This is a genomic window from Naumannella cuiyingiana (genome assembly GCF_013408305.1).
GTDB classification, from domain to species: domain Bacteria; phylum Actinomycetota; class Actinomycetes; order Propionibacteriales; family Propionibacteriaceae; genus Naumannella; species Naumannella cuiyingiana.
The window spans coordinates 1,543,219-1,568,833 of the sequence record NZ_JACBZS010000001.1 but is presented as its reverse complement, the minus strand read 5'-3'; the positions used below and the strand labels follow the sequence as shown (position 1 = coordinate 1,568,833).

Below are 25,615 nucleotides of genomic sequence, written 5' to 3'. Positions count from 1 at the left end.
GAGGGTGGGGATGAAGGAGTTCAAGCTGCCCGACCCGGGCGAGGGCCTGGTCGAGGCGGAGATCATCAGTTGGCACGTCGCCGAGGGTGACGAGGTCAAGATCAACGACATCCTGGTCGAGGTGGAGACCTCGAAGTCGATCGTCGAGCTGCCCAGCCCGTTCGCGGGCACGGTCGCGAAGCTGCTCGTCGACGAGGGCCAGATGGTCGACGTCGGTACGCCGATCATCGCGATTGACGACGGCACCGGCGACGACGGCTCCGGCGACGCCGATCGGCCGGGCGAGCCCAGCGCCGCGGCGCCGAGCGAGCCCGCGCCGAGCGCCGACGAGGCCGCCGAACGCACCCCCAACCTGGTCGGCTACGGCGCCATTGCCGGGTCGACCCGGCGGCGGGCGCGCCGGGCCGCCACCCCGGTGGCCGAGGAGTCCGCAGCCGAGACCCACGAGCAGCTCAGCGCGGCATTCGACACGTCCGTGCCGGTGTCGCGGCGTGCCGACGAGCGCGATCCGATCAAGGGCGTACCGGCCGAACCGTCCGGTGAGCCGCTGCCCCCACCGAAGGAGCCGCCGTCGCTCGCCGGCGCCACCGGGAACGGGCAGCGGCCCAAGGCCAAGCCGCCGGTGCGCAAGCTTGCCAAGGACCGCGGCGTTGATCTTGCCCAGGTCCCCGCGACCGGGCCCGGCGGGGTGATCACCCGCGATGACGTGCTCGCGTTCGCCGGGGGAGCCGATCAGGGTGCTGCGGCGCAGCCCGCCGCGATCGCCCCGCAGCCGGCCGGGCTGGAGGCGCGTCGCGTACCGATCAAGGGAGTCCGCAAGGCCACCGCCACCGCCATGGTCAGCTCGGCATTCACCGCGCCGCATGTCACCGAGTGGGTCGAGGTCGACGTGACCGCGAGCGTGGAGTTCCTGGAGCGGCTGCGGCAGCGTCGGGAGTTCCGCGAGGTGAAGGTGTCGCCGACCCTGCTCGCCGCGAAGGCGGTCTGTCTGGCGGCCGCGCGTACCCCGGAGGTCAACTCCAGTTGGGACGAGGCGGCGCAGGAGATCATCTTCCACGGCGACGTGAACCTCGGCATCGCCGCTGCGACCCCGCGCGGACTGATCGTGCCGAACATCAAGGGCGCCCAGCGGCTCGGGCTGCTCGGCCTGGCCGAGGCGCTCGGCGAGTTGATCGGCACGGCCCGCGCCGGGCGTACCCAACCGGCGCAGATGTCCGGCGGGACGATCACGATCACCAATATCGGTGTGTTCGGCATCGACGGCGGTACGCCGATCCTGAACCCCGGCGAGGCCGCGATCCTCGCCATGGGCGCGATCGCGCGTCGCCCGTGGGTCGTCGGCTCGGGTGCCGACGAGCGGATCGAGCCACGGTCGGTGATGACCCTCGCGCTGAGCTTCGATCATCGGCTGGTCGACGGCGAACAGGGGTCGACCTTCCTCGCCGATGTCGCCGCGCTGCTGTCCGACCCCGCGACCGCGCTGTTGTACTAGTCGCTGCACGGCGGCGCGGAAGGACGGCGGCGACGGCGCCGCTCCGCTATCGTCCCCGCATGGCGGGGGTGCGGGCGGGCGATGTCGCCGGCGTGCCGGTGTTCTGGGTCGAGACGGGGCGACCCACGCTGTCGGCTTCGTTGATCTTCCGACGCGGGCTCGCCGACGAGACCTTCGCCACGTCGGGGTGGACTCACCTGGTGGAACACCTCGCGTTGGCCGACGGCGATCGCGGCGCGCTGCAGATGAACGGTCACGTCGGTCTGTTGATGTGTCGGCTGAGCGCCGATGGGCCGCGGGACCGGGTGATCGAAGCGTTGACGCGGACGTGCCGATGGCTCGCCTACCCCGAGCTCTCTCACCTTCAGCGCGAGCTCTCGGTGTTACGCGCGGAGTCGGCTGCGCGTCCTCACAGCCCGATGCGCACCGCGCTTGCTCAGCGCTACGGCGCGCAAGGGCCGGGACTGGCGGACTATGACGAGCCCGGGCTGGTCAGGGCGGAGGCTGCCGTGCTGGCCCGGATGATGCGCGAACACTTCACCAACGGCAATGCCGCGTTGGTGCTCGATGGGCCGCCCGACGGGCTCGTCCTCGAGCTGCCCGACGGGTGCCTTCGGCCGCTGGTCCGGGCGGCGCCGGTGGAGGACGACCTCCCCGTGGGTTACCGGGTACCAGATCTACCCGCGGTCGTGTCCGGCGCCGTCACCGATCATCCCGACGTGCTGGCCGCCGTGTTGCAGGAGTTGATGCACCGACGTTTCCGAGACGCCGTGGGCGGGGCCTACGCGCCATGGTCGATCCACGAGCGAGTCGACGGATCGACCTTCATCGTGTGTTGCGGCAGCGATGCCAACGCGCGGCTGCGAGCCGGTCTTCCCGCGGCGATGATCGACATCGTCCGGTGTGCCGCCGAGGGCGGCCTCGCCGATCGCGTCGTGAAGGACGTCATCGAGCGGTACCACCAGGACCTGAGGGATCCGTATCGCGAGATGGCATTCGCCCATCTGGCGGCAGATGATCATCTGCACGGGCGCCCGGTGAGAACTACGGAGGAGAGGTTGGCCGAGCTGGCATCGATCGATGCCGACGCGGTCGCTGCGGCGGCACAGCAACTGCTGGGCTCGCTCATGGTCGGCATCGGTCCGGGCAGCGGCTGGCCCAGCGGGTTGCGTGCGCTGACGCGGCCCGCGCAATCAGCGCAGATCGCCGGATCGGTTCGCCGCGCGCGGGCGCCGCTCGATCCCTCGCGGTTGATCATCACGCGAGACACCGTTCAGCTCTGGGACGGTGACCGAGGGGTATCGACGCGAACCGATGAGCTCGTCGGGATGATCAGCTATCGAGATGGCCGGCGAGACCTCATCGACAGATCCGGATGGGCCACGGTCATCGAGCCCACTCTGTGGTCGGACGGCGAGGGTCTTGCCGGATCGCTGGACGCGATGGTGCCGGCGGAGTTGCACCTGCCACGACCTCGCCGGCGGGTCGACGAGATCCCCCTGCCGCTGTCATTGTGGGCGAACCTGCGCGCGATTGGGCAGTCCCTGCCCACCTGGCGACGAGACCTCATCCGAGTGTTGGGCCTGATTGGTCTGACCGTCGCCTGGCTCGGCATGCTGGCTGCGCCGTTCTTCGGTTGGAACCGTCTGTGGCTGCTCTGCGCCGCCGTCGGATTCGGAGCCCTCGTCGCCGGGACCTATCTGTTCACCGACGGTGACGACTGAGGACCCGCCGCTTGCCGCGACGAAACGCGAAGCGCGCCCCGGCCCGAAGGCCGAGGCGCGCTCTGCGTACCCGCTGGATCAGCCGCGGCGGCGCGATGCCATGGCGATGCCGGCGGTGGCGGCACCGAGGCCGATCAGGGCGATCAGGCCCGCGGGGCCACCGGTGTCGGCCAGCGGCGGGCGCGGGCCCGAGCCGTCGCCGTCACCCGGGCCGGGGTTCGGCGAGGCGGTGCCGGTCGGGCCGGGCGTAGCGGTGGGGCTGGGCGACGCGGTCGGCTCGCCGGTCGGGCTGGGCTCGCCGGTGGGCGTCACGGCCGAACCGCCGCTCACGGTGACGGGGATCGACACGGTGGTGCCGGAGTCCGGCGCGGTGAGCACGAGCTGCTGCTCGCCGTTCGGCACCGACGCGGGCAGGTTCAGGGTCAGGGCGGCGACCGAACCGTCGGCCACGGCGGCCCTGCCGACCTCGACATCGCCGATCGTGGCGATCAGCTCGGTGTTCTGCACCGGGAAGCCGCCGGTGAAGTCGAGCTGATCGACCTTGATCGTCGTGGGCTCGCCGACCTTCAGCTCGGTCGGGGTCGGGGTGACCGCCAGACCGCGCTTGACGAAGGACGGGGCGATCGGATCGTCCTCGGTTCCGCGCAGCCAAGAGACCCACGCATCAAGATCAACCAGGCCGGAGTCGACCGGCGTGGTCTCGGTGAAGACATGGAAGTTGTCGCCGCCGCCGAGCAGGAAGTTGCCCGAACCCACGACATATTCACCAGCCGGGTCGATCGGCTTGCCGTCGATGGTGATCGAGGTGATCCGGTCGCCCAACTCGCGCGATTCGTCGTAGGTGTAGGAGACACCGTCCGACAGGCCGAGGCGCAGGAACGATCCCGTCACGTTGCCGTCCTCGTCGACCGACCACTGCTGCTCCAGCATCGTCTTGAACTGCTCGCCGGTCAGCGTCGTGGTCATCAGCGTGTTCGCGAACGGCAGGATCGAGGCCGCCTGCCCGTAGGTGATCGTGAACGCCTCGTCGGCGCACGGGTTGTTCTGATCACCCGACGGGGCGCACAGATCGGCACGCGTACCGCCCGGGTTCTGGACGCCGATCACGGTCTGGCCGGTACGCTCGCTCAACTCGTCGCTGAACATGTTCGCCACGGCATTGGTGATCGTCGACTCACCGCTGCGGTCGTCGATGTAGCGGCCCTCGGCGGGGTCGTAGCGACCCGGCCTGGCCAGCGCGCCCGCGGCCTTGCCGATCGGCTCCTCGCCGATCTCGGCCGCCTCGGCGAGGGCATCGGTGACGATCTGCTGCACCTGCGCCACGCGCGGGTACTCGGCCACCAGGTCATCGACCGGGGTGTCGGTCAGCTCGAGGTTCTCCGCGGTGTAGGTGCAGGTCTCGCCGGTGGCGGGGTCCACATTGAGCTGGACCCGGGTGACCAGGCCCGCGTAGCTGCCGGCCTGGGTCACGGGACGGGTCTGGTCGGTGCCCGGCACCGGCCCGTCGAAGACGTAGGCCTGGTGGGTGTGCGCGGTGAAGACCGCCTGCACCTTGGGGCTCAGGTCCTGCACGAGCGAGGCGAAGGCCGGGCGGGCCTGCTCGTTCTCGGCCAGCGAACCGCCGCCGTCCGGGCCGCCCTCGTGGATCTCGGCGACGATCACATCGGCCTCGCCGTTGGCGTCGTCGCCATCGGTGAGCTTGTCGGCGACCCGATTCACGGCGGCGACGGGATCGCCGAAGTCGAGATCGGCGACGCCCTCCTTGACCACGATGTCGGGCGTCTCCTGGGTGACGGCGCCGATCACGGCGACGCGCAGGCCCGCGCGCTCGAAGATCTCGTACTCCTCCAGCGCCGGGTTCTCGGTGCCCTTGTCGTAGACATTGGCGCCGAGATAGCTGAAGTCGGCCGCCGGGATGACCCGTCCGGTCAGATCGTCGAAGCCCTTGTCGAACTCGTGGTTGCCCACGGCCGCGGTGTCCACGCCGGCGGCGTTGAAGGCGTCGATCGTCGGCTGGTCACGCTGGGAGGCGGATGCGAACAGCGACCCGCCGATCGAGTCGCCGGCGGCGGCGACGATCGTGTTCTCCTCGCCGGCCTCGGCGCGCAGCTCCTCGATGGTGCCGAAGAACTGCACGGTGTCCGGGCGGCTCGACGCGATGCGGCCGTGGAAGTCGTTGAAGTTCAGCAAGGTGAGCTGGGCCGGAGCGGCGCAGTCGGCGGCCGCCGCCCGCTCCTGCGGGTTCGGCGTCTCGGACGGGGCGGCCTGCGCCACCGAGGCGCCGGCGCCGCCGATCAGGCCGACGGCGCAGACGGAGGCCGCAATCCGCAGCCAACCGGACTTGTGCATGGGGAATCCTTTGTGAATCGGGCGTGAGACCCCCACTCTTCGATGCCCGCCGCCTCGCTGGCAAGAGGTGTCGCCGAAGTTTCCGGAGTGTTCACCGCAACGGCCGGCGACAGCGAAGTTGCGCGCGACAGTTAAGAGGGCTAACTTATGCTCGCCCTGCGGCGACGGCCTCTCCGAACGTGCGGGCAAACCCTCCTCATCCCTCGATCGGAGCCCGCGCGGGCGCCGACCGGCGGGTGACCCTGCCGTCAGCACCCCGCGTACAAGGAAGTCGCCATGCCCCTGCCTCGCCTCGCCCGCATCCTCGCCCCCGCCATGATCTGTGCCCTGCTGTCAGCCTGCGCCCTGCTCGGCTCCGCCGCGCCGGCCCACGCCGCCTCGCCGCTGCGGTTCGGCAGCTTCGTCGCCGACCCCTCCGGCCCCGACCACAACACCAACCGGCAACTGGTCCGCGAGACCATCGAGCTGCGCAACACCGGCTCGAAGTCGATCAACCTCACCGGCTACCGGATCAAGGACAAGCAGAACCACGTGTACGCCTTCCCGCGGGGCTTCACGCTGAAGCCGCGGACGTCCGTGATCGTGCACACCGGGAAGGGCCGCAACGGATCGCGCGATCTCTACTGGGGCAAGACCAGCTACGTCTGGAACAACACCGGGGACACGGCCTACCTGCTCGCCCCGGGTGGCAGCAGGGTCGTCACCAGTTGCGCATACCAGAAGAACGCGACCGGCACGAAGCGCTGTTGATCATCGGTGCGGGGGCGCGCCCGTGAGCGCCCACCGGGTGAGCCGGGTCGCGCCCGACCCGGCCAACCGCCCGCCGCGCGAGGGCCGCAGCCCCAGCTCGCGCCGCGCCCAGCCGGGCAGCAGCGCGACCGCGCCCGCCGCCAGCCCGGCGTAGACGGGCCGGGCCGCGGCCGGCAGCGGCGGCTCGCGGAGCAGGAAGGCCGCGGTGTCGCGCGCCGCCGGCGTGACCTGCAGCTCCGGGCGGTACGCCTCGATCACCGCGTGCAGCGACCGGGTGTCGCCCGGCGGGTCGATCACCCCGAGCCGGGCGGCGATCCCGCCGAGCTGGGCGACATAGCGGTCCGCGTCGGCCGGCGTCAGCGGCGCGGGCCCGAACGTCTGGTAGGCCGCGAGGAAGGCCGTCGCCTCGGCGGCATGCACCCAGGCCAGCAGGTGCGGATCGCTGGCCCGGTAGGCGATCCCGCGCGGGTCGCGGCCGCGTACCCGATCATGGATGGCCCGCACGCGGCCGATCGCCCGGTCGGCCTCCTCGACGGTGCCGTAGGTGGTTGCGGCGATGTAGTCGCTGGTGCGCTGCAGCCGGCCCCACGGATCGCCCCGGTAGCCGCTGTGCCCCGCCACGCCGGCCATCGCCAGCGGGTGCAGCGACTGCAGCAGCAGCGCGGCCAGGCCACCCGTGAACATCGCCGGATCGTTGTGCACGCGCCAGATCGGATCCTCGGGGGCGAACCGACGCGGGCCCGGCGTGGCCCAGATCTCCCGGGCCCGCTCGCGCCGATCCGCACCGGCGATCCGGTCCCGGATGGCGTCGGCCGTGGCCACCCGCGCCCTCCGGACGCTGCCGCGGGCGAACGCGGCGATCTCGCCGCGGGGGATCGCTGGCCGGGGGATCGGTGGCATCTCGCCACGCTAGCTCGCCCCGGCGCGCGCCGAGGTCGCGCGGGCCGCGACCAGTTACGGGAGGGTCGAGCGGAACCAGCCGCCGATCGGCTCGCCCGCCAGCGCGTGCGCGACCGCGGCCCGCGCGGCCACCGGGCCGACCAGGTTCCCGTGGCCGGAGTAGCCGCCGACCGCGACCACCCCTTCGTCGACCGGTACGCACAGCGCCCGCTGATCTTCGGTGTAGCCGACGGAGGCGGCCCACCGGTGGGTGATCGGTACGCCCGGACCGGCGACGCGCCCCACGACTGTCTCGATCCAGTCCTGCACCGGTGCCGTCGGCCGGTCATCGGGGGTTTGCTCGTCGGCGGCGTGCCGGTCCCGGCCGCCGCCGAGCAGCAGCCGTCCCGCGGCATCTTGCTGCAACCACTCATAGCCGCTCCGCGCGCTGACGACCGCCCGGGGCAGGACCCTTCGGCGAAGCGGCGCGGTTGCCAGCATCTGCAGCCGATGGGTACGCACCAGCGGCGCGAGCTGCGGCACCAGCAGGTCGAGCCGCCCGTCGACCGCGACGATGATGATCGCGGCCTCGATCGCTCCGTCCGCCAGTGTCACCCGGCCGGGCCCGATCACCTTGGCCCGGCTGTGCTCGAACAACCTCGCGCCCCGCTGGACGACCAGCTCGGCCAGCCGCAGCGCACGCTCGGCGGGATTCATCCGCGCCTGCTCGGGCACCGCGAACCCCCGGCCGAGCGGGTCGGCGTGCTCGACCGCGCGGATCCCGATCCGCCGCAGTGCCCGACGATCGGCGTCGAGGCGTGCATACTCCGCGGCCTCCCAGGCCTCCTCCTCGGCGCTGCGCGGGCCGCCGATCATGCCGGCGATGTTGATCCACGGGCAGCGCGTGATGATCGTCGACCCGAGTACCGACTCCAGATGATCAAGCTCGACCCGGGTGCGCCGCCACAATTCGATCTTGTCCGACAGATCCCAGCCGGGCGTCTCGGCGGCGAGCGGGACGGCCGGCCCGCCGATCAGGAAACCGCCGTTGCGGCCGGCCGCGCCCGCGGCGACGCGCCCGGCGTCGATGCCGATCACCGAGGCGCCGCGGTCGAGCAGCTCCTCGATCGCCGCCAGCCCCGAACCGCCGAGCCCGATCACGCACGCGTCGGCGCGCAGCGTACCCGTCACGGCCGGCAGGCCCGGCCACTCGCGCACCCGCGCCGAGTCGTCCCAGCCGGGCAGATTGTCGATCACCCCGCCCACTATGGCAGGACGGTCGCACGCGCCGGACGAGCCTGCGCCCGGTGTGCCGAGCAACCTCCACCGCGCGCATGGAAGCTGGCATAGTGCAGCCTGACCCACGGAAGGAAGGTGCGATCGGTGTTCACGAAATCGCGCGCGTCCGTCGTTCGCATGCTGATCGCGCCGCTGGCGGTGCTGTCGCTGATCTTCGCGCCCGGCACGGTGCGGGCCGCCGGCCCGGACGATGCCGCGCGCGTGATGCTGCTGCTCGACGTGTCGGGCTCGATGAACGAGAAGCTGCCGTCCGGCGAGACGCGCCTGGCCGCCGCCCGCAGCGCACTGCGCCAGGTCGCCGACGCCCTGCCGGCCGGCACCCAGGTCGGGCTGCGGGTCTACGGCTCCGAGATCGCCGAGCCGAAGGAGGAGAACCCCAAGGCCTGCCGGGACAGCAAGGTCGTGATGCCGCTCGGCCCGCTGGACAAGCAGAAGATGTACGCCGCCGCGGACTCCTTCGACGCCAAGGGCGAGACGCCGATGGCCTACGCGCTGGAGCAGACGGTCGGCGACCTCGGTGACAGCGGCAAGCGGATGGTGGTGCTGATCTCCGACGGCGAGGAGAACTGCGTACCCGATCCCTGCGCCTCGGCCAAGAAGCTGGCCGATGCCGGGGTCGACCTGCAGTTCAATGCGGTCGGATTCGGCGTGAACGCCAAGGCCCGCGAGCAGTTGCGGTGCATCGCCGACGCCGGCAACGGCTCCTACTACGACGCCGACGACGCCGAGGACCTGGCCGAGTCCATCCGCCGCCTGGCGCGCCGCGCCCTGCGACCGTTCGGGCTGAACGGACAGCCGGTGTCCGGAGCGAGCGCCCCGGACGGAGCGCCGCCGCTGGCCGCCGGACAATACCTCGACACCATCGCCCGCCCCGGGGAGAAGAAGTACTACCGGATCGAGCGATCCCCGGGCGGCACGATCAGCGCCGGGTTCGCCGCGATCACGGCGGCGCCGACCGCCGACGGGATGAACCAGGACATCTGGGGCATCGACCTGCAGACCCCCGGCGGGGATTCCTGTGACAGCTCGAGCACGGCTCAGGCGGCCTATCAGGCGGCGGCCGTGGTGGGTCTTGGGGTGCGCAGCGACCGGACCAGCAATCCGGACTGTGCCGCCGGCCCGTTGGTGCTGGAGGTGAGCCGGCAGGCCGGCGCGTTCAACAACGACGCGGCGACCGACATCGAGCTGATGATCGACGACGAGCCGGCGATCACCAATCTCGACCGGCTGCCGCCACCGGAGGACGGCGTACCGCAGGCACGCGCGGTGAGCGGCGGCAAGGTCGAGGAGGTCGACGGCGGGACCGCGTTCAGCGACGCGCCCGATGTCGGCACGGGAAGCTGGGACGACACCATCACCGTCGGCGAGACCCGGGTCTACCGGGTGCCGCTCGAGCCGGGCCAGCAGTTGCGGGCGTCGCTCACGGTGCCGAGGCCGGGCGCCAAGAACGGCATGGCCACCCCGGCGGAGGTCGTGACCAGCAGGATCGGGCTGTTCGCCCCGGGTCGCGCGGCCCTCGGCGAGGGGGCGTCCGCCGTGATCCAGGCGGGCAACGCCCAGACGGTCAGCGTCGCGACCCCGGAGATTCGCGTGCGCAACCGGGAGAGCGAGAGCCGCACGGTCGCCGCGGCGTCCCAGGGCGGGGACTACTTCATCGCGGTGGAGGTGGCCTCGGTCGGGCCCGATCAGGTCGGCCGCCCGCTGGACATCCGCCTCGACGTGGCCGTCGACGGCCAGCCGGACGGCTTGCCCGAGTACGCCGAGCCGGTGCCGAGCGCGCAGCCGTCGGCCGGCACACCGGGCGAATCGCCCGAGGGCCCAGAAGCGTCGGCCCCGGGCTTCGGTTTCCCGATCTGGGGCGCGGTGCTGGGCGGAGTCCTGCTGCTGGTCGCCGCGGCCGGTGCCGGGTTGCTGGCGTTGCGTCGCCGGCGCTGATCAGCGGCCGCGGGTACGCCAGACCAGGGCCGAGACCACCGCGTGCCCGACGATGATCATCAGCACGGTGCCGATGGAGGCCAGGGGCTCCGGCCGGGCGTACCACGGCGCGCGGAACGCGGTCACCATCATGAAGCAGGTCGCGATCAGGGCGCACAGTCCGGTGCTGATGGCCGGCAGCAACCACGCCGGCCCGCGCCGCGGGACCAGCAGTGCCGCTGCCGCCCCGGACAACGCGCCACCGGCGGCCGCGATGGCCACCCCGGAAAAGGTCGGCGCCTGGCGCGGGGCGTCGGCGAGATCGAGGATCAGGCCGCTCGCGACCACGCCGAGGAAGAGCCCGACGGTGCAGCCGATGAACAACCGGCACACGGCCATCGGCCAGGTCAGCCCCCGACGCGTGCGGGTCGACGGCTCGGCGGTGCGGTACGCCGAGCCGCCCGGCGGCTGCCGGAGCCCGCTCACTTGCTCACGCATTCGGGGTTGTCGACGGGCTGCCGAACACCCCCCGCATCCGGCAGCCCGAGATAGGAGGCCGAGACGGCGCGCGAGGTGGCGGTCTCGAGGGAGAAGTCGACGCCGAGGGTCAGGCCCAGCTTGACCTCGGCGGCGAAGCCGGTCGTATCGGTGATGTTGTTGTACTGCACGGTGCTGACCTGCGCGTTGTTGTAGAGCAGCATCTGGAAGGGGTCGCTGCTGTCCGGGCGATCGGGGTTGAGTCGGGCGTCGTTGAGCCGGCCGTCGTTGTTGATCCAGTCATCGACCACTGCCCGCTGCGCGTCGGTCTCGACGTTGAGCGTGGTCGTCACGACCTCGGCGTTGGCGCTCTTCTTCGACCCGGAGGCATTGCCCTTGCCGGTGCCGATCTTGCCCTTGCCGTTCAGGCTCGACTCGCGGGTGGTGGTGAATTCGATCTTGACCACCTTGCCGTTCTTGTCCCGGGTGATCGACACGTCCTGGCCGTAGAGCGCGCGGCCCTCGCCGTCGACCGGACCGAGCTGTCCGACGAACGATCCGTAGCCCTCGCCGCTGGTGGTGTAGGTGGTGTTGCCCGTGGTCGAGTCGTGCACGGTCGTCCACTTGCCGGAACCACCGAACTTGAGGCCGCCATTCGCCAGATTGATGTTGGGCTTGGTGCCCGGCTTCGGAGGCGGGTCTCCCTCCTTGGGCTTGTTGGCCCACGGCGGCACGATGCCGACGCGTGCGCCGATGTCCCCCTCGAGGGTCACGGTGCTGACCGACTGGTTCGGCGGCTTGGGCGGATCGACCCACTTGTTCGCAAGGGACAGGTAGATCGCGTACCCGGCGCCGCCCCTGCCCTTCAGCATCTGCTGCTGGGCGAGATAGTCGTCCAATTGCGTACGCATGGCATCGGCCTCGTCCTGGTTCGCGAAGGTCCAGGTGCTGCCGTAGTCGAACTTCAGCCCCCCGCCGAAGTCGACCTTGGCCCCCGCCTTGATCTTGCCGACGTCGAACTTGCCTCCGAAACCGGTCTCCAGCCCGATCGTCGCCCCGTCGGTCACCGTGTACGTCACGGTGCCGTCGCTGTAGACGGTTTCGACGAAGCCGGCATTCTCGCCGAACTTGAAGATCCCGATCTTGACGACGCTGGTGACCTTCTCCGATTTCCGGGAGACCCGGCACTTCGGCGGCTTCGGATCGAGCGGCGGATTCGTGCTCGGCGGAGTGGTCGGTGTCGGGGCGGTGCAACTGCCGAACTTCGCTGCCTTCTGCACCTGGCACACGGCCTCGGGGATCACCGCTCCGATCTGGCCGTTGTTCGCCGTGAGCGCCACCGAGCCGACCATGACCGCGGCCAGCGCCGTCGCCGCGGCGTACTCCAGCGCGCCCGCGCCCCGCTCGCGTCCGGCGTCGCGCAGCCGTTGCCACCGGTCCGAGACCACGCTCCTGATGCCCACAGTCATTCCTCCACGCGCGCTACCGCTGATCGTCACTCGTCCGGAACGCTACTGGGGAACAGGTCATCGACCGTAGGTCCGCGGGCCCAATCGCGGGCCCCATTGCCGCGTGCCGCGCGACCGGTCACTCCCGGGTCGGCGAGACCACGATCGAGTCGAGCACGCGGCGCTCCAGCTCCGCATCGTGCCGAGGCGTCAGGATCGACACCGCCACCGATTGCGGATACGGCCAGACGGCGCCGATGATCCACGTCCCGAAGACCTGATTGCCCTGGGGATCATCGATCGTGTAGCGGACGAGCTGGCCGGTGGTCGCGCCCTTCAGCTCGACATCGCGGGTCTCCACGATCTCGAAGCCCTCCAGCGACACCTGGGCCTGGGCGATCAGCGAGGCCATCGCCTCGGCGGCGGAGGTGTACTCCCCGAAGTCGCCCGACACCTGGATCTGCTCCACCGAGTCCGGGGCGAGTGCATAGCCGACCGTCCAGGGCGCCTCGACCTGGAGCGGGGACTGCCAGGCGCTCGGTCGCACCACTTTGATCTTGCCGACCTCGTCCTCGACGTAGGCCGGATCGTCCGCAGCCGTGCACGCGCCCAGCACCATCGCGCAGGCGGCCAGCAGGGCGGCGATCATGGTCGCGGATCGTCGGAACATGTGGTCAGCGTAGCCACTCGCCGTTGTGGTGGCCCCGCTCCTGTGCTTGGCTGCCCCGGTGCCAGCACCCGTTGTGACGCTCGCGTTGGTCGGCCTCGGCGCCGTCGGCGGGATTGTCGCCGCGATCTGGCTGCGCGGGCGCGGCTATCGCCGTGACGATGACGAACTGCACCACTCGCTCCCGGTGGCCGCCGTACCGATCCTCAGCACGCTGCTGTCCGTTCCGGTCGCCGTGCTGCGCGCCGACGAGCCGATCGTCGCCGGGCTGCTGGTGGTGGCGGTGGTGTGGTTCGTGGTGCTCGGCTTCATCGACATCGAGGTGCGTCGGCTGCCGGACCGGCTGGTCCTGCCGGGGTACGCCGTGGCGTTGGCCGGCCTGGCGGCCGCGGCCTGGTCGTCCGGCGCCGGCGAGGCCCTCGTGCGCAGCGTCGCCTGCGGCGCGATCGCCTTTGCCGGCTACCTGGCGCTGGCGCTGATCGGCGCGGGCCGCTCCGGCCTCGGCCTGGGCGACGTCAAGCTCGCCGGGGTGCTGGGTCTCCTGCTCGGCTGGTCCGGCTGGCTGGTCGCGGCGCTCGGGATGTTGTCGGGGTTCGTCGTCGGCGGGCTGGTTGCCGGGTTTCTGCTCGTGGCCCGGCGCTCGGACCGCCGCTCCCACATGCCGTTCGGGCCCGCGATGCTGATCGGGGCGTACCTGTGGTTGTGCCTGCCGAACCTGTCCGCCTGACGAGACCGGCGGCTTCCGGCCGGGAGGGGGCGACACGCTGCTCTGCTACCGTCCGGCCGGGATCGCGCAACAGCGCTCGAATGGGGGAGAGGCCCGGATGCTCGTTGTGGTGAAGGGATGCCCGGATTTCGGTTCGGTACCGGGGCTGATGGGCGACGCACCGTCGGCACTGTTCGACCTGGTACGCCGGCGCCAGTCGAGCGGACACGTACTGGTCCTCGCTCCCGAGTACGCCGAGATCGAGACCGCCCGCCAGAAGCACGTGTTGGCGTCGGCTATGCCCGAAGTCGCGTGCGCGGTCCTCGCGTTGCCGCACCACGCCTTCGGGCTGATGGCGTTCGCCGTCACCATCGACTCCGGCCGCGGCCGGCTCTGGCACGACCCCGGACAGGCGGTGGCCATCGTCCAGGATCTGTCCGACCGGAGCCGCAGCGTCGTCTGGCACCCGCGGCTCGGCGGCCTCGCCGATCCGCGCCCGAATGCGTTGCAGACGATCGGGGGACTGGTCGGTCAGGGCTGGTTCGCCACGGTCGGCGAGCCGGGGCTGAGCAGGCAGCCGCCGCAGCCGGAGGGCGGGCTGCACTGGAGCGTGGCGGGAGCGCCGCCGGCGAAGTTGCGTCAAGCCCTCGGCGGGCTCTCGGTGACCGAGGTCGACTTCCCCGACGAGCAGGGCGCCCCGTACTGCACCCGCGGTTCGGTTCAATTGGGCGGGCTGGCGGCCGTCCGGCCCGCGGCCGAGGGCGCGGGGTGCCGTGTGTGCGGGGCGATGATCGTCGACGAGCACTGCCGGTTCTGCCTGCAGCGACCGACCGAGAGTCGTTCGAGACAAGGATTCCCGTTCGATTCGGGAAGCACTGAGTTGATGGAGGTTGCCAGGTGAATCCACGACAGCGACGGGGGGTCATGCTGATGATCCTCGCGGGCCTGGTGGCGATCTTGGTGTTCGTCGGGGTGTCCCGGTTCGTCAGCGATGTGAACTCCCGGGTCGGGCCGATGGTCACCGTCTACCAGGTCACCCAGGACCTGGAGCCGTTCACTCCGCTGTCACAGGAGAACACCACGCCGGTCGAGATCCCGGAGCGCTGGGCCGCGCCGAACACCGTCCTGCAGGGCCAGGAGATCGACGGTCGGGTGACGGCGATCCCGCTCACGGCCGGCTCGACCGTCAGCCTCGATGCACTGGTCCCGCCGAGCAATCTGGATCCCACCGAGCGCGAGATCGCGGTCAATGTCGACGCGGTGACGGGCCTGGCCGGTCGGGTGCGGCCCGGCGACCGGGTCGACGTGTACGCCGTCTTCGCCGACGTGCCGGGCCTGCCCAAGCAGGCTCGCATCCTGGTCGAGAACGTGCGCATCGTCTCCGTCGAGGGCCAACAGCAGGTGCCATCGGCCGACGCCAGGTCCGTGCAGAACGTGATCCCGGTGACGCTCGCCCTGCCGCCCGACGATGCGCTGTCGGTCACCTACGCCAACGCCTTCGCCCAGGAGGTACGCCTGGTCGGCCTCCCGCCGGGCGTTGCGCAGGACCGGACGTCTGAGCAGAAGACCTATGACGCGGAAGAGCTGGGCGGGACCGCGGTGCCCGAGGGCGAGGAGGGCAACCGATGACCAAGGCAGTGGTCGCAGTCGCCGACCAGATCCTGTTGCAGGAACTGCGCTCTCGGCTGGAACAGATCGACACCCCGATCGAGATCGCCTCGGTGGCCGAATCCACCCACGAGCTCGCGTCGGTGTTGACCAGGGAGCAGCCCACGCTGCTGTTCGTGCACGACCGGATCGGTCCGGGGGCGGTGTTGCCCATGATCCGCGATCTCACGATGCGCAATCCCGCGCTGGCGGTGTTGATGATCACCTCCTCGCACGGGCAGGACGCCTACCAGCGGGCGATCGAGATGGGCGCCCGTGGCGTACTGGTCAATCCCTTCGGTCTGGAGGAGCTCGAACAGCGGATCGGCACCGCGCTCGAATGGGCGCGGGCCGGCCGCAGCGTGCCGCTGCTGGAGGCCACCGCCGGCCGCGGGTCGGGCCGCGTGGTCACCGTCACCGGGGCGAAGGGCGGTGTCGGCGTCAGTGTGATCGCCAGTCACCTGGCCTGGGACATCGCCACCCAGGAACGCGACATGCGCGTCTGTCTGGTCGATCTCGACGTCGAGAAGGGCGATGTGCCGAGCTACCTCGACGTGGCCCATCGGGTCTCCATCGCCGATCTGGCCAAGATCAGCGAAGACCTCTCGCCGCGGGCCGTCGCCGATACGGTGCTGAGCCACGCATCCGGTCTGAACCTGCTGCTCGCGCCGATCGAGATCCGCGACACCGAGTACGTCACCGCCGAGGCGGTACGCCGGATCGTGGAGCAACTGCGCTCGATGTATCACCTGGTGATCATCGACGCTGGAGCGGCGGTGACGGCGGCCCAGGCCGCGGCCGTCCAGTCCGCCGATGTGGTGCAGCAGGTGGTCACCGCCGACGTTCCGGCGCTGCGCGCCGCGCGGCGGCAGGTGCTCGCGTGGGAATCCCTCGGGGTGGTCAACCCCGGCGAGGTGCGGATCGTGGTCAACCGGTTCGACCGGCGCAGCGAGATCCAGCAGGACACGATCGACACGCTTGTCCTGGGCGAGCGTTCGCAGGTGCTGATCCCCGACCTCGACCAGGGGTTGGCGCGGGCGAGCAATACGCGTACCCCGTCCGAGGTGCGCAACGGTCGCTGGTGGAAGAGCCTGCGGGCGATCGGGCAGGAGTTGGACGTCGTGCGGGCGTACCGGGAATCGGCCGCCGATGCGTCAGACGGCGACCCGGGCCAGCAGCCGGTCGCCGCCGGGCGGCGCGCCCACGATGCCGGTCAGATCACGCTCGAGACCGCCGCGCTGATTCCGCTCGCGCTGGTGGCGCTCGTCGTCTGCATCCAGATGATCCTGCTCGGGATGGCCTTCGTCTGGTCGGGCGTCGCCTCGAGTGCCGCCGCCCGGGCGGTCTCGGTCGGCGACAGCCCGCCGCAGGTCGCGGCCCGGGCTACCCTGCCGCCCGGATTCGACGCCGAGGTGACGCAGTCGGGCAATCGGATCAGCGTTCGCGTGGATTCGCCGCTGTTGCTGGGCACCGGGGTGCAGCGCGAGATCGGCATCGAGACAAGACACACCGTCCAGGAGGAACCGCGATGAGGGCACGGCGGGGGGAGACGGGCGCCGCATCCGTCGAGTTCGTGGCGCTGCTGCCGCTGTTGATGATCTTCGCGATGATGCTGTTGCAGCTCTTCTTCGTGGTCAACACCAGCTTTGCGGCAGACCAGGCGGCACGCGATGCCGCGCGTGCCTATTCGCTCGGCCGTTCGCCGCACGACGCGGCCCGGCGGAGCCTGCCGCAGGGGGTGTCGCTGATCGCCGTCCAGACCTTCGGGCCCGACTCCGGTGTCCGCGTCGAGGTCGAGGGCCCGCACTTCCTGCCCGCGGTGGACGGCCGGGTCGTCCGGGAGGTGGTGATGCCGTGAGGACCTCGTTCAGCACCGGCTTCGCGCGCCGGGACCTGCCGGCGGCCGATTCGACCTCGGCCGCCGACGACGCGCAGGTCGCCAGGTTCAAGCAACTTCTGTTGGACGAGGTCGACCTGCAGGAGCTCTCCCGGATGCCGAGCGACGAGCGCCGGATCCGACTGGAGCGGGTGCTGGCGCACCTGATCTCGCGGGAGGGCGTGATCTTGTCGACCCGGGAGCGGGCCATCCTGGTCCGCCGGGTCGTCGACGAGGCGGTTGGGCTCGGGGTCCTGGAACCGCTACTGGCCGACGACTCGATCTCCGAGATCATGATCAACGGTCATGACACCGTCTATGTCGAACGCTACGGCCGGTTGGAACGGATCCCGTCGGGTTTCACCTCCGAGGCCCAGTTGCTGCAGACCATCGACCGGATCGTCTCGGCCGTGAACCGGCGCGTCGACGAGGCCAGCCCGATGGTCGACGCGCGCCTGCCGGCCGACGCCCGGCTGCCGCGTGGCGCCCGCGTCAACGTGGTGCTGCCGCCGCTGTCGCTGAACGGGCCTGCGGTCACCATCCGGCTGTTCCCCAAGGCCTACGGGCTGGACGAGCTGATCCGCCGCGGCACGATCGACGAGGCGAGCGCGGAACTGCTGCGGGCCTGCGTCCGGGCGCGGCTGAATGTGGTCGTCTCGGGCGGCACCGCTTCGGGCAAGACCACGTTGCTGAATGCGCTGTCGCAGTTCGTGCCCGAGCACGAGCGGATCGTCACCGTCGAGGATGCGGCGGAGCTGTCGCTCTACCAGGAGCACGTGATCCGGCTGGAGACCCGGCCGCCGAATGTCGACGGCCGCGGCGGGATCACCATCCGCGAGCTGGTTCGCAATGCGTTGCGCATGCGCCCGGACCGGATCATCGTCGGCGAGGTACGCGGCGGCGAGGCGCTCGACATGTTGCAGGCGATGAACACCGGCCACGACGGATCGCTGTCCACGGTGCACGCGAACAGCCCGTTCGACGCGCTGTCGAGGATCGAGACGCTGTCCACGATGAGCGACATCGAGGTGCCGTTCGCCGCCATCCGCGATCAGGTGAACAACGCCATGCACCTGGTGGTCCAGTTGACCAGGCACGCCGACGGGACGAGGCGGGTGACCGAGATCGGCGCCGTCGTCTCCGAGCGCCGCAGCGACTACGAGATCGAGACGATGTTGCGCTGGAACGGCGCATCGCGCGAGTTCGAGCGATTCTCGATGCCGCCGCGCCTGCGGCAGTTGCTGGAACTCGGCGGTGAGACACTGCCGGAGCGCTGGGAGACCCTGCGATGACGCTGATCTACCTCGGGCTGGTCGTCGCGACGGTGCTGTTCTTCGTCGGCATGGGCCAGCTCGGGGCCTCGATCCGCGACCGGCGCCGGCTGGCCCGGGGCGTGGTGGAGGGGATGGAACGCGAGGTCGCGCCCGGCAGCCCGTTCACCCGCGCCGATCGCCGCTTCACGCGGACCCGCGTCGGCCGCTACCTGCAGCGCGAGCTGAGCACCGCCGGTCTGAACTATCCCCCGCTCGGCGTCGCGGCGGTCATGCTGGTGGTCGGCATCGTGTTGCCCTACCTGCTGTCGGTGCTGTTTGCGCCGGTCTTCGCCGTGTTCGGGGTGCTGGTGGTCTTCCTGATCCTGCGGCTGTGGCTCAGTCGACAGCGCGAACGCCGGCTGGAGCGGCTGGTGCAGCAGATCCCCGAGCTGGCGCGCGTGCTGTCGAACGGCACCAACGCCGGGCTGAGCATCGCCACCGCGTGGACGGTCGCCGAGCGCGAGATGTACGAGCCGGCCAAGTCGGAGATCCGTCGCCTGAACGACTCCGTCCGGTTCGGCTCCTCGCTGGAGACCGCGATGCTCGAGCTGTACGAGCGGCATCCGGCGCGGGAGATCCGGGTGCTGATGTCGACCCTGGTGGTGAGCGCGCGGTCGGGCGGCTCGCTGGTCAAGGCGCTGCGCGACATCTCGCGTACCCTCGACGACCGCAAGGAGGTACGGCGGGAGATCCGCACCACCCTCGCGCAGGCGCGCGTCACCAGTTGGCTCGTCGCCGCGATGGCCGTCGGGATGCTGGTGATGTTGAACGCCGTGCAGCCGGGCACCGTCGAGAAGATGACCGGCAACCTGATCGGTCAGATCGCGCTCGTGGTCGGCTTCGGCCTGATCGCGGTGGGCCTGCTGATCGTCCGACGGCTGACCAGGATCGACGTCTGAGGTGGGCGGCTTCTCGGCGTTCTGGCCCGCGCTCGCCGCCACCGGCGCGCTCGTGCTCTTCCTGCTCGGCTACCGAATGTTGCGCTCCGATGTCGGGAGCTATCTGGACGCCGAGGACCTGATCCTGCTCAAGGACGAGCGGCGGCGCGAGGAGGCGCGGCGCAACTCGCCGCTGAGCCGGCTGGCCGGGCGGCTGGTGCCGTCGATCAGGCGGCTGATCGGGCCGGCGGGCAGCTTGTACCTGCAGCGCACGATCAATCGGGCGGGCCGCCCCGACGGGGTGTCGGTGGACACGGTGCTGCGCCGGATCGCGTTCTGGTTGATCCTGCTGGCGCCGGTCGGCCTGCTCTTCATCGTCCAGGGCCAGCCGTTCGCGCTGCCGCTGCTGCTGATCTGCGCGCTCTGGCTGCCGCTGGCGGGAATCCTGCGGCGCGCGCGCACCCGGCGCGCCCGGATCGACCGTGACCTGCCGGACTTCCTCGACATCCTGGCGGTCACGGTGAGCGCGGGCATCGCCTTCCGGGCGGCCCTCGCCCGGGTGTCCGACCGCTTCGACGGCCCCCTGGCCGAGGAGGTGCGGATCACTCTGGACCAGTTGACCCACGGCGCGAGCCTGCGGTCGGCATTTCTGGGCCTGCAGGAGCGTACCGGCTCGGTCCCGATGCGCAGCTTCGTCACGGCATTCCTGCAGGCAGAGGAGCTCGGCGCGCCGCTGGCGGAGACCCTGAACCAGATTGCCGTCGACATGCGCCGCGACAGCGCCCAGGCGATGCGCCGACTCGCCGGCGAGACGGCGCCGCGGATCACCCTGGTGACGACGCTCTTCCTGGTGCCGGCCGCGCTGATCTTCACCGTCGTCGGGCTGGTGATCGGTGCCGATCTTAACCTCAGCGAGCTGCTCGGGGCCTTGCGGTGAGCGACGCCGGGGGGCAGGCACTGATCGAGGATGCGCAGTTCACGCACCTCGTTCGCTGGGTCGTCACGGCGCGGCTGATCTGCCTGGTGCTCGCGGCACCATTCGCCTTCTGGGGAGAATCTGGGCTCGTCGGCGCCGTCGCCGTCGCGGTGCTCGGGCTGTTCAGCCTGGTGCTCGGGCGCAGCGATCGCCTGCTCGGCCGGATGGTACGCCACCCACTGCTCGGCTCGCTCGACCTGGCGCTCACCGTGGTGGTGCTGCTCGCGGTGCCGGCGGGCGACCCGGCGAGCCTGGCCGCCGTCTGTTCCGCACTGTTGGCCGGGTTGTTGTTTCCGCCGCGGATCCTCGTGCTGCTGATCGTGCCGCTGATGCTGGCCGGGGCGACCGCGGCGCTGCAGGGCGCCGCGCGCCAGCTCGACCCGCGGCTGTGGCTCGGCGGTGCGCTGGCGCTGCCGATCCTGATGCTCGGCCTGGCCATGATCGGCGTGGTCATCCGGCAGATCGTGGGCCGCCTGGTCGAGGCGCGCGACCAGACCGCCGAGGCCATCGCGGCGCGCAGCGCCGCCGAGGAGCGGGCCCGGCTGGCGCGAGACATGCACGACTCGGTCGGCAAATCCCTGTACGGGATCTCGCTGGCGGCGCAGTCGTTGCCGGGCGCGGTCGAGCGCGACCCCGAGCTGGCCGCGAGCACCGCCCAGGGCCTGTCCGAGGCCGCGGAGCACGCGGCCCGGCAGGCCCGCGAGCTGCTGGTCTCGTTGCGGCGCAGCGAGATCGATCGCCCGACGATCGAGGTGGTCTCGGAACTGACGCAGGCCTGGGGCGAGGCCACCGGGATCGCCGTCGAGATCGACGGCGTCACCGCTGTCGACGTCTCCGCACCGGTCGCCGAGGAGATGGCCGCCGCCCTCGGCGAGATGTTGCACAACATCGCCAAACATGCCGAGGCATCCCGGGTCACCGTGCGGCTCGCCGACGAGGGCGAGCGGGTTGCGCTGATCGTGATTGACGACGGGGTCGGGTTCGCGCTCGACCGGGCGGCCCGGAAGGCCGGACACTTCGGGCTGCGCGGGCTGGCCGAGCGGGCGGACCGCGTCGCGGGGGAGCTCGAGATCGACTCGAGTCCGGGAGAAGGAACGAGGATCAGATGGACGGCACTGCGCGACCCGGCACCGACGCCGGGCTGAGCATCAACGTCGACGGGCCTTGCCGCGTCGTGATCGCCGACGACAATGCGGTGATCCGGATGGGCGTGCGCAGCCTGTTGGCCGGGGCGGACGACATCGAGGTGGTCGGCGAGGCGGGCGACGGGCGCGCGGCCATCGAGCAGGTCCGGCTCCACCATCCCGATGTGTTGTTGCTCGACGTCCGGATGCCACGCCAGGACGGGGTGTCCACGGTCAACGAGGTGGCCGCCGACACCGCGGTGATCATGCTCACCTACTCCGATGCGCCGGAGGTGATCAACGCGGCCGTGCGCGGCGGCGCCCGGAGCTATCTGGTGCACGGCCAGTTCTCCGCCGACGAGCTGATCGGCGCGGTGCGGATGGCACGCCGAGGCATGGGCACCTTCTCGCCCCAGGCCGTGGCCCAACTGGCGAGCGTGGGCAGGCCGGCGCACGGCGAACTGATCGAACGCCACGGACTGTCCGAGCGCGAGGTCGAAGTGATGGAGCTGATCGCCAAGGGCGCGCCCAATGCCGATATCGCCGGCGCGCTGTTCATCTCGCAGAAGACGGTGAAGAACCACGTCAACCGGATCTTCGCCAAGCTCGGCGTCACGCGGCGCGGCGAAGCGATCGCGCTGTGGCTGGACGGGTCCCGATGACGGGCGGGTCGGCGAGGAGTGGAATGGGCCCGGGATTGGGTCTTCGGGCCCATGCCGGGAGAGCCGACGCTCGGTAACTTTCTTGGTGTCGGCACGGGAAACCGGGCCAGAGGACACCAAGAATCACAACCGGGGCAGCACGACCCAGACGAAGGGAACCGAAGATGAGCAACATCACCAACCTGATGATCACCCTCTACGCGTGGAACGCCTCCGCCGTGCAGTCGGCCGCGCACCGGCTGCGGCAGCGCCGGGAGGCCGGCCAGGGCGCGCTGGAGTATGTGGGCATGGTGGCCGTGGCGGCCCTGATCGTGATCGCGATCATCGGCATGGTTGGCCAGTTCGACATCGGCGGCCTGATCTCGACCGCGATCGCCAAGGTCAAGGAAGCCACCGGCTGGGAAGCCAAGTGAGCCAGAGCCGGATCAACACCCCGGGGGTAGGGCCCAGTGCCCGCCCCCGGGGTCGTTGCTGCTCATGATCATCGGGAGGCGGGGAGCGATGCGTCCAGGATCCGGCGTCGAGCGCGGATCGGGGCCGATCACGGCACTGCTCGCCCTCGGTTCCCTCGCGCTCGTGGTCGCGGTCATCCTCACCACGCTGACCGCGGTGGCCGCGCGTGAGGGCAATCGGGCCCAGCATGCCGCCGACGCCGCGGCCCTGGCCGGCGCCGAGGCCGCGCTGACGGACATCCCCGGCCTGCTCGGCGCCGGCTTCGCCCGACCGGGCGACCTGCTCGACCAGCTCGGCCTCAGCGGTTGCGCGCAGCTCGGCCGCGCGAATGCCCAGCGGCTCGCGACCGAGAACGGCGCGAGCATCACCAGCTACTGCTACAACCCCTACCGCGATCGGGTCGAGGTGAGCGTGGTGGCGAACGACAGCGCCGACGGCCCGCCGGCCCGCTCCCGCGCCGTCGCCGAGACCGGGCTCGACCTCGACAGTTGCGCGATCGATCCGTCCTTCGAACGACCCACGCCCACGCCGACCCCACCGCCGCCGTCGGTCCCGCCGACCCCGGACCCGCCACCGCCACCGCTGCGTACCACGATGAAATGCGGCCCGGTCGAGTTCGCCCTGCGGTTCGCCGAGGGCCGGTTCCGGTTCGTCGACATCAATGCCGACCTGGTCGGCCTCGATTCCCGGCTGATCGACTGACCCGCGCGGTACCACCGCGTTTGACCCGCGCGGTACCACCGCGTCTGACCCGCGCGGTACCACCGCGACGGCCCGGCCACAGCCGGGCTATCCCGGGCAGCAGCGGACCGAGCAGCACGGCGGCCCAGATCGCGCTGCACCACGGCAGGAACGCCCAGAACGCAACGGCCGGATCCCCCGACTCCGTGTACGCCAACGCGCCGGTGGCGAGCCCGACCAGAACCGGGACCGGCGCCCCGCAGAGCAGACAGCCCAGCGGTGTCCGGTCCTCGCGCGGGGTCAGGACCACCGAGACAACGGCGGTGTAGGCGCTCAGCACCGCGGCCGCCACCGCCATCCGCGGCACCGAATAGGTGGTGATTCCCGAAGCGATCGCGAACAGCCCGGCCGCGGCCGCGCCCAGCGCCACGAATCCGCCCAGCCAGGCGAGCAGGACCGTGGACCGCTTCAGCCGACCCATTGCACCGACTCGAGGACTGCGTCGATCGACTGGGCGGTCAGCGAGTCGTCGCCGAGCACGACGACGACTCCCGCCGGCGGCTCATCCCGCGTGGTGATCAACATCGCCCCCCGATAGGGGCGGCGGCCGGCGAGGGTGAGCACGGTGCGGACCTGCTTGCCGCCCGGCATCGAGCGCGGTTCCGGGGGCGTGTGCGCAACGGGTACGCCGCCCGCGATTCCGGTGGAGAGCAGGGCGGCCAGGACCTCGCGGGCATCGATCGACGGCAGGTCCGCCCGCGCCAGGATGATCATCGACGGCTGCTCGGGTCGCCCGGCCACGCCCTGCCACTGCCAGCCGGCGCCCAGTGCCGGATCGTCCACCTGGCTCACCGATGGCGGAATGATCATGGACAGATCGCCGACGCGTACGCCCGTCGCCGCAGATGCGCGGCCGGGGACGAGCGCGGCCAGCCCGACGGCCAGGACGGCGCGCCGGCTCCACACCCGCAACGACGTGCGCTGTTGATCTTCGGGGCTGGTCACAGGCAGCTCGTGTCCGCCGTCGCCTGCCGGCGACCGCTCGTCGGATCGGGTCGGATCTGCTCGGCCTGCAGCAGGCGAACCGCCGGATCCTCGCGACGCTCGTTGCCGCTCAGCTCCCGGACCAGACGCTCGGTCGTCGGTGCCGCCCCCGGACCGGCCAGCCCGAGGGAGAACGCCGCCGCGCCGCGCACCAGCCATTGCTCGCGCCGGTTGGCATCGGCGGCCGGCCGATGACCGAGCAGGGGCGCGAGATCGACCGCGAATCCGGACGGGGCCCCCAGCCAGGCGTTGGCCAGGTCGCGCTCGGCCGCGGTCTTCACGGGCACCGAGACGACGGTCGCCCACGCATCGGCCTGCCCGACCGGCTTGCCCGGCAGCAGGCGATCGGCCGAGCCGGTGGCGATCACGATCCGGGTGACCTGGCCGGCGGGGTCACGGGTGACCTGGACGGCGCCGGCCAGCGGCTGTTCGTCGGTTCCGCCGCGCAGCCGCGCCGTCACGCGGCTGGTGCCGGTGGCGGTGTTGAACTGCATGACGGCGGGCGTGCCCGGCTGGATGGCCAGCGTCAACCCGCCCACGCCCGCGGGCGGCGCCGGCTCCGCGGGGCTGAGGAAGGGCGATTGTGTGAGGTCGATCCGGCTCGTGTACAGCGTGGGCGGCGGCACCCGGTAGCCGCCGCCGTCCAGCAGCGCGGACAGCAGCGCGAGCGCCGAACGGTCCTGCAACCAGCGCCGATGCCCCGCATCGATGGCGGCGATCACCGCCTCGCCACCCTGCCCGCCCGGCAGCGCCCACCCGGCGGCGGTCGGCACGATCACGCCGGGCGTCGGCTCCCACGACTCCCGCGGCTGGCCGGCCAGCATGTCGGGCGGGGGAGCATCGGAGCCGGGCAGGCGCAGGGTCGCATCGCCGTCGCGGGCGGTGCTGATCACCACCGGCACCCCGGCCGCCGACGTCACCGAAGTGTCGCGTACCTCCGGGATGACCTGGTCGAACTCCGCCAGCAGCCGGCACCGCGGGGGCCCGAGCTGGCTCGGCACGGTCTCGGGAAAGAGGCTGCTGCAGGAGCTGAGGCCGAGCGATGTGACCTGACAGGCCGTGCGCGCGACAGTGGCCTGGCCGGTGCCGGGAAGCAGGCTCATGGCCCCCGACAGCGCCAGCACGATCAGCAGCGCCACCACCACTCGATCCAGCACGCCGCGGCGCCGGTTGGCCTGTTCCACGGAGCGACGACGTGCCATTCTTCCCCTCGTGGTGCTTCGATGTCCCCTCGTACGGCCCGGTCAGTGTAGAAC

General features: G+C 71.3%; 25 protein-coding genes. 16 read left to right on the top strand and 9 right to left on the bottom strand.

What is annotated here, in order from left to right:
* Positions 1–10 precede the first annotated feature (10 nt).
* Positions 11–1,492 carry a dihydrolipoamide acetyltransferase family protein gene (locus GGQ54_RS07245; protein ID WP_218843751.1) on the top strand — a complete coding sequence of 494 codons (1,482 nt, stop codon included), beginning with the start codon at positions 11–13 and terminating at the stop codon, positions 1,490–1,492.
* A gap of 59 nt (positions 1,493–1,551) precedes the next feature.
* Positions 1,552–3,216: a peptidase M16 family protein gene (locus tag GGQ54_RS07240; protein WP_179444778.1), complete on the top strand. Its 1,665-nt coding sequence runs from the start codon at positions 1,552–1,554 to the stop codon at positions 3,214–3,216.
* Between the two features lie 78 nt (positions 3,217–3,294).
* Here the strand turns inward: GGQ54_RS07240 and GGQ54_RS07235 are convergent, their stop codons facing one another.
* Positions 3,295–5,565, bottom strand: coding sequence for a bifunctional metallophosphatase/5'-nucleotidase (locus GGQ54_RS07235; RefSeq protein ID WP_179444777.1), 2,271 nt, complete (start codon positions 5,563–5,565; stop codon positions 3,295–3,297).
* 276 nt (positions 5,566–5,841) lie between these two features.
* On the opposite strand from GGQ54_RS07235, the gene GGQ54_RS07230 reads away from it, so the two are divergent.
* On the top strand, positions 5,842–6,315 hold the full coding sequence (locus GGQ54_RS07230; RefSeq protein ID WP_179444776.1) for a lamin tail domain-containing protein: 474 nt from the start codon (positions 5,842–5,844) through the stop codon (positions 6,313–6,315).
* Here GGQ54_RS07230 and GGQ54_RS07225 read toward each other — a convergent pair whose 3' ends face one another.
* Together GGQ54_RS07225 and GGQ54_RS07220 are read right to left on the bottom strand one after the other, a co-directional pair.
* Positions 6,316–7,215 carry an oxygenase MpaB family protein gene (locus GGQ54_RS07225; RefSeq protein WP_179444775.1) on the bottom strand — a complete coding sequence of 300 codons (900 nt, stop codon included), beginning with the start codon at positions 7,213–7,215 and terminating at the stop codon, positions 6,316–6,318.
* Positions 7,216–7,269: 54 nt separating this feature from the next.
* Positions 7,270–8,451, bottom strand: coding sequence for an FAD-dependent oxidoreductase (locus tag GGQ54_RS07220; protein WP_218843749.1), 1,182 nt, complete (start codon positions 8,449–8,451; stop codon positions 7,270–7,272).
* A gap of 126 nt (positions 8,452–8,577) precedes the next feature.
* Between GGQ54_RS07220 and GGQ54_RS07215 the strand changes: the two genes are divergently transcribed.
* A complete protein-coding gene (locus tag GGQ54_RS07215; protein ID WP_179444774.1) occupies positions 8,578–10,428 on the top strand; it encodes a VWA domain-containing protein in 1,851 nt (616 codons plus the stop codon).
* Here the strand turns inward: GGQ54_RS07215 and GGQ54_RS07210 are convergent, their stop codons facing one another.
* The 3 genes from GGQ54_RS07210 to GGQ54_RS07200 all read right to left on the bottom strand — a co-directional run bounded on the left by GGQ54_RS07210 (position 10,429) and on the right by GGQ54_RS07200 (position 13,002).
* On the bottom strand, positions 10,429–10,893 hold the full coding sequence (locus tag GGQ54_RS07210; RefSeq protein WP_179444773.1) for a hypothetical protein: 465 nt from the start codon (positions 10,891–10,893) through the stop codon (positions 10,429–10,431).
* Positions 10,890–12,347 (bottom strand): hypothetical protein, encoded by a 1,458-nt coding sequence (locus GGQ54_RS07205; protein WP_179444772.1) that lies wholly within the window; start codon positions 12,345–12,347, stop codon positions 10,890–10,892. The genes GGQ54_RS07210 and GGQ54_RS07205 overlap by 4 nt, the downstream gene beginning before the upstream one ends.
* Positions 12,348–12,471: 124 nt before the next feature.
* Positions 12,472–13,002 (bottom strand): hypothetical protein, encoded by a 531-nt coding sequence (locus GGQ54_RS07200; RefSeq protein WP_179444771.1) that lies wholly within the window; start codon positions 13,000–13,002, stop codon positions 12,472–12,474.
* 58 nt (positions 13,003–13,060) lie between these two features.
* On the opposite strand from GGQ54_RS07200, the gene GGQ54_RS07195 reads away from it, so the two are divergent.
* From GGQ54_RS07195 to GGQ54_RS07140, 12 genes are all read left to right on the top strand, one after another.
* The gene (locus tag GGQ54_RS07195; RefSeq protein WP_179444770.1) at positions 13,061–13,726 is read left to right on the top strand and encodes a prepilin peptidase; all 666 of its coding nucleotides are present in this window, start codon (positions 13,061–13,063) and stop codon (positions 13,724–13,726) included.
* 148 nt (positions 13,727–13,874) lie between these two features.
* Positions 13,875–14,606, top strand: a complete 732-nt coding sequence (locus tag GGQ54_RS07190) for a hypothetical protein (protein ID WP_179444769.1) — start codon at positions 13,875–13,877, stop codon at positions 14,604–14,606.
* A gap of 23 nt (positions 14,607–14,629) precedes the next feature.
* Complete coding sequence (cpaB, locus tag GGQ54_RS07185) at positions 14,630–15,334, top strand: Flp pilus assembly protein CpaB (protein ID WP_218843748.1); 705 nt, start codon at positions 14,630–14,632, stop codon at positions 15,332–15,334.
* Positions 15,331–16,884 carry a CpaE/TadZ family protein gene (locus tag GGQ54_RS07180; protein ID WP_179444767.1) on the top strand — a complete coding sequence of 518 codons (1,554 nt, stop codon included), beginning with the start codon at positions 15,331–15,333 and terminating at the stop codon, positions 16,882–16,884. Before cpaB ends, GGQ54_RS07180 begins: the two co-directional genes overlap by 4 nt.
* The gene (locus tag GGQ54_RS07175; protein ID WP_179444766.1) at positions 16,881–17,210 is read left to right on the top strand and encodes a TadE/TadG family type IV pilus assembly protein; all 330 of its coding nucleotides are present in this window, start codon (positions 16,881–16,883) and stop codon (positions 17,208–17,210) included. Before GGQ54_RS07180 ends, GGQ54_RS07175 begins: the two co-directional genes overlap by 4 nt.
* Positions 17,207–18,520 (top strand): TadA family conjugal transfer-associated ATPase, encoded by a 1,314-nt coding sequence (locus tag GGQ54_RS07170; RefSeq protein WP_218843746.1) that lies wholly within the window; start codon positions 17,207–17,209, stop codon positions 18,518–18,520. The genes GGQ54_RS07175 and GGQ54_RS07170 overlap by 4 nt, the downstream gene beginning before the upstream one ends.
* Entirely contained in the window at positions 18,517–19,440 is a 924-nt protein-coding gene (locus GGQ54_RS07165; RefSeq protein ID WP_179444765.1) for a type II secretion system F family protein, read from the top strand. The genes GGQ54_RS07170 and GGQ54_RS07165 overlap by 4 nt, the downstream gene beginning before the upstream one ends.
* A 1-nt stretch (position 19,441) precedes the next feature.
* Complete coding sequence (locus GGQ54_RS17595) at positions 19,442–20,356, top strand: type II secretion system F family protein (protein WP_179444764.1); 915 nt, start codon at positions 19,442–19,444, stop codon at positions 20,354–20,356.
* Positions 20,353–21,540, top strand: coding sequence for a histidine kinase (locus GGQ54_RS17590; RefSeq protein WP_179444763.1), 1,188 nt, complete (start codon positions 20,353–20,355; stop codon positions 21,538–21,540). Before GGQ54_RS17595 ends, GGQ54_RS17590 begins: the two co-directional genes overlap by 4 nt.
* Positions 21,501–22,181, top strand: coding sequence for a response regulator (locus GGQ54_RS07150; protein WP_179444762.1), 681 nt, complete (start codon positions 21,501–21,503; stop codon positions 22,179–22,181). The genes GGQ54_RS17590 and GGQ54_RS07150 overlap by 40 nt, the downstream gene beginning before the upstream one ends.
* Positions 22,182–22,345: 164 nt before the next feature.
* The gene (locus GGQ54_RS07145) at positions 22,346–22,594 is read left to right on the top strand and encodes a hypothetical protein (RefSeq protein WP_179444761.1); all 249 of its coding nucleotides are present in this window, start codon (positions 22,346–22,348) and stop codon (positions 22,592–22,594) included.
* A gap of 88 nt (positions 22,595–22,682) precedes the next feature.
* Positions 22,683–23,336 (top strand): pilus assembly protein TadG-related protein, encoded by a 654-nt coding sequence (locus tag GGQ54_RS07140; RefSeq protein WP_179444760.1) that lies wholly within the window; start codon positions 22,683–22,685, stop codon positions 23,334–23,336.
* Here GGQ54_RS07140 and GGQ54_RS07135 read toward each other — a convergent pair.
* Genes GGQ54_RS07135 through GGQ54_RS07125 form a run of 3 tightly spaced genes read right to left on the bottom strand, consistent with a single transcriptional unit; the run spans position 23,293 to position 25,561 of the window.
* Entirely contained in the window at positions 23,293–23,796 is a 504-nt protein-coding gene (locus tag GGQ54_RS07135; RefSeq protein ID WP_179444759.1) for a hypothetical protein, read from the bottom strand. The genes GGQ54_RS07140 and GGQ54_RS07135 overlap by 44 nt on opposite strands.
* The gene (locus tag GGQ54_RS07130) at positions 23,784–24,320 is read right to left on the bottom strand and encodes a hypothetical protein (RefSeq protein ID WP_179444758.1); all 537 of its coding nucleotides are present in this window, start codon (positions 24,318–24,320) and stop codon (positions 23,784–23,786) included. The genes GGQ54_RS07135 and GGQ54_RS07130 overlap by 13 nt, the downstream gene beginning before the upstream one ends.
* Entirely contained in the window at positions 24,317–25,561 is a 1,245-nt protein-coding gene (locus GGQ54_RS07125) for a hypothetical protein (RefSeq protein ID WP_179444757.1), read from the bottom strand. The genes GGQ54_RS07130 and GGQ54_RS07125 overlap by 4 nt, the downstream gene beginning before the upstream one ends.
* Positions 25,562–25,615: the final 54 nt, after the last annotated feature.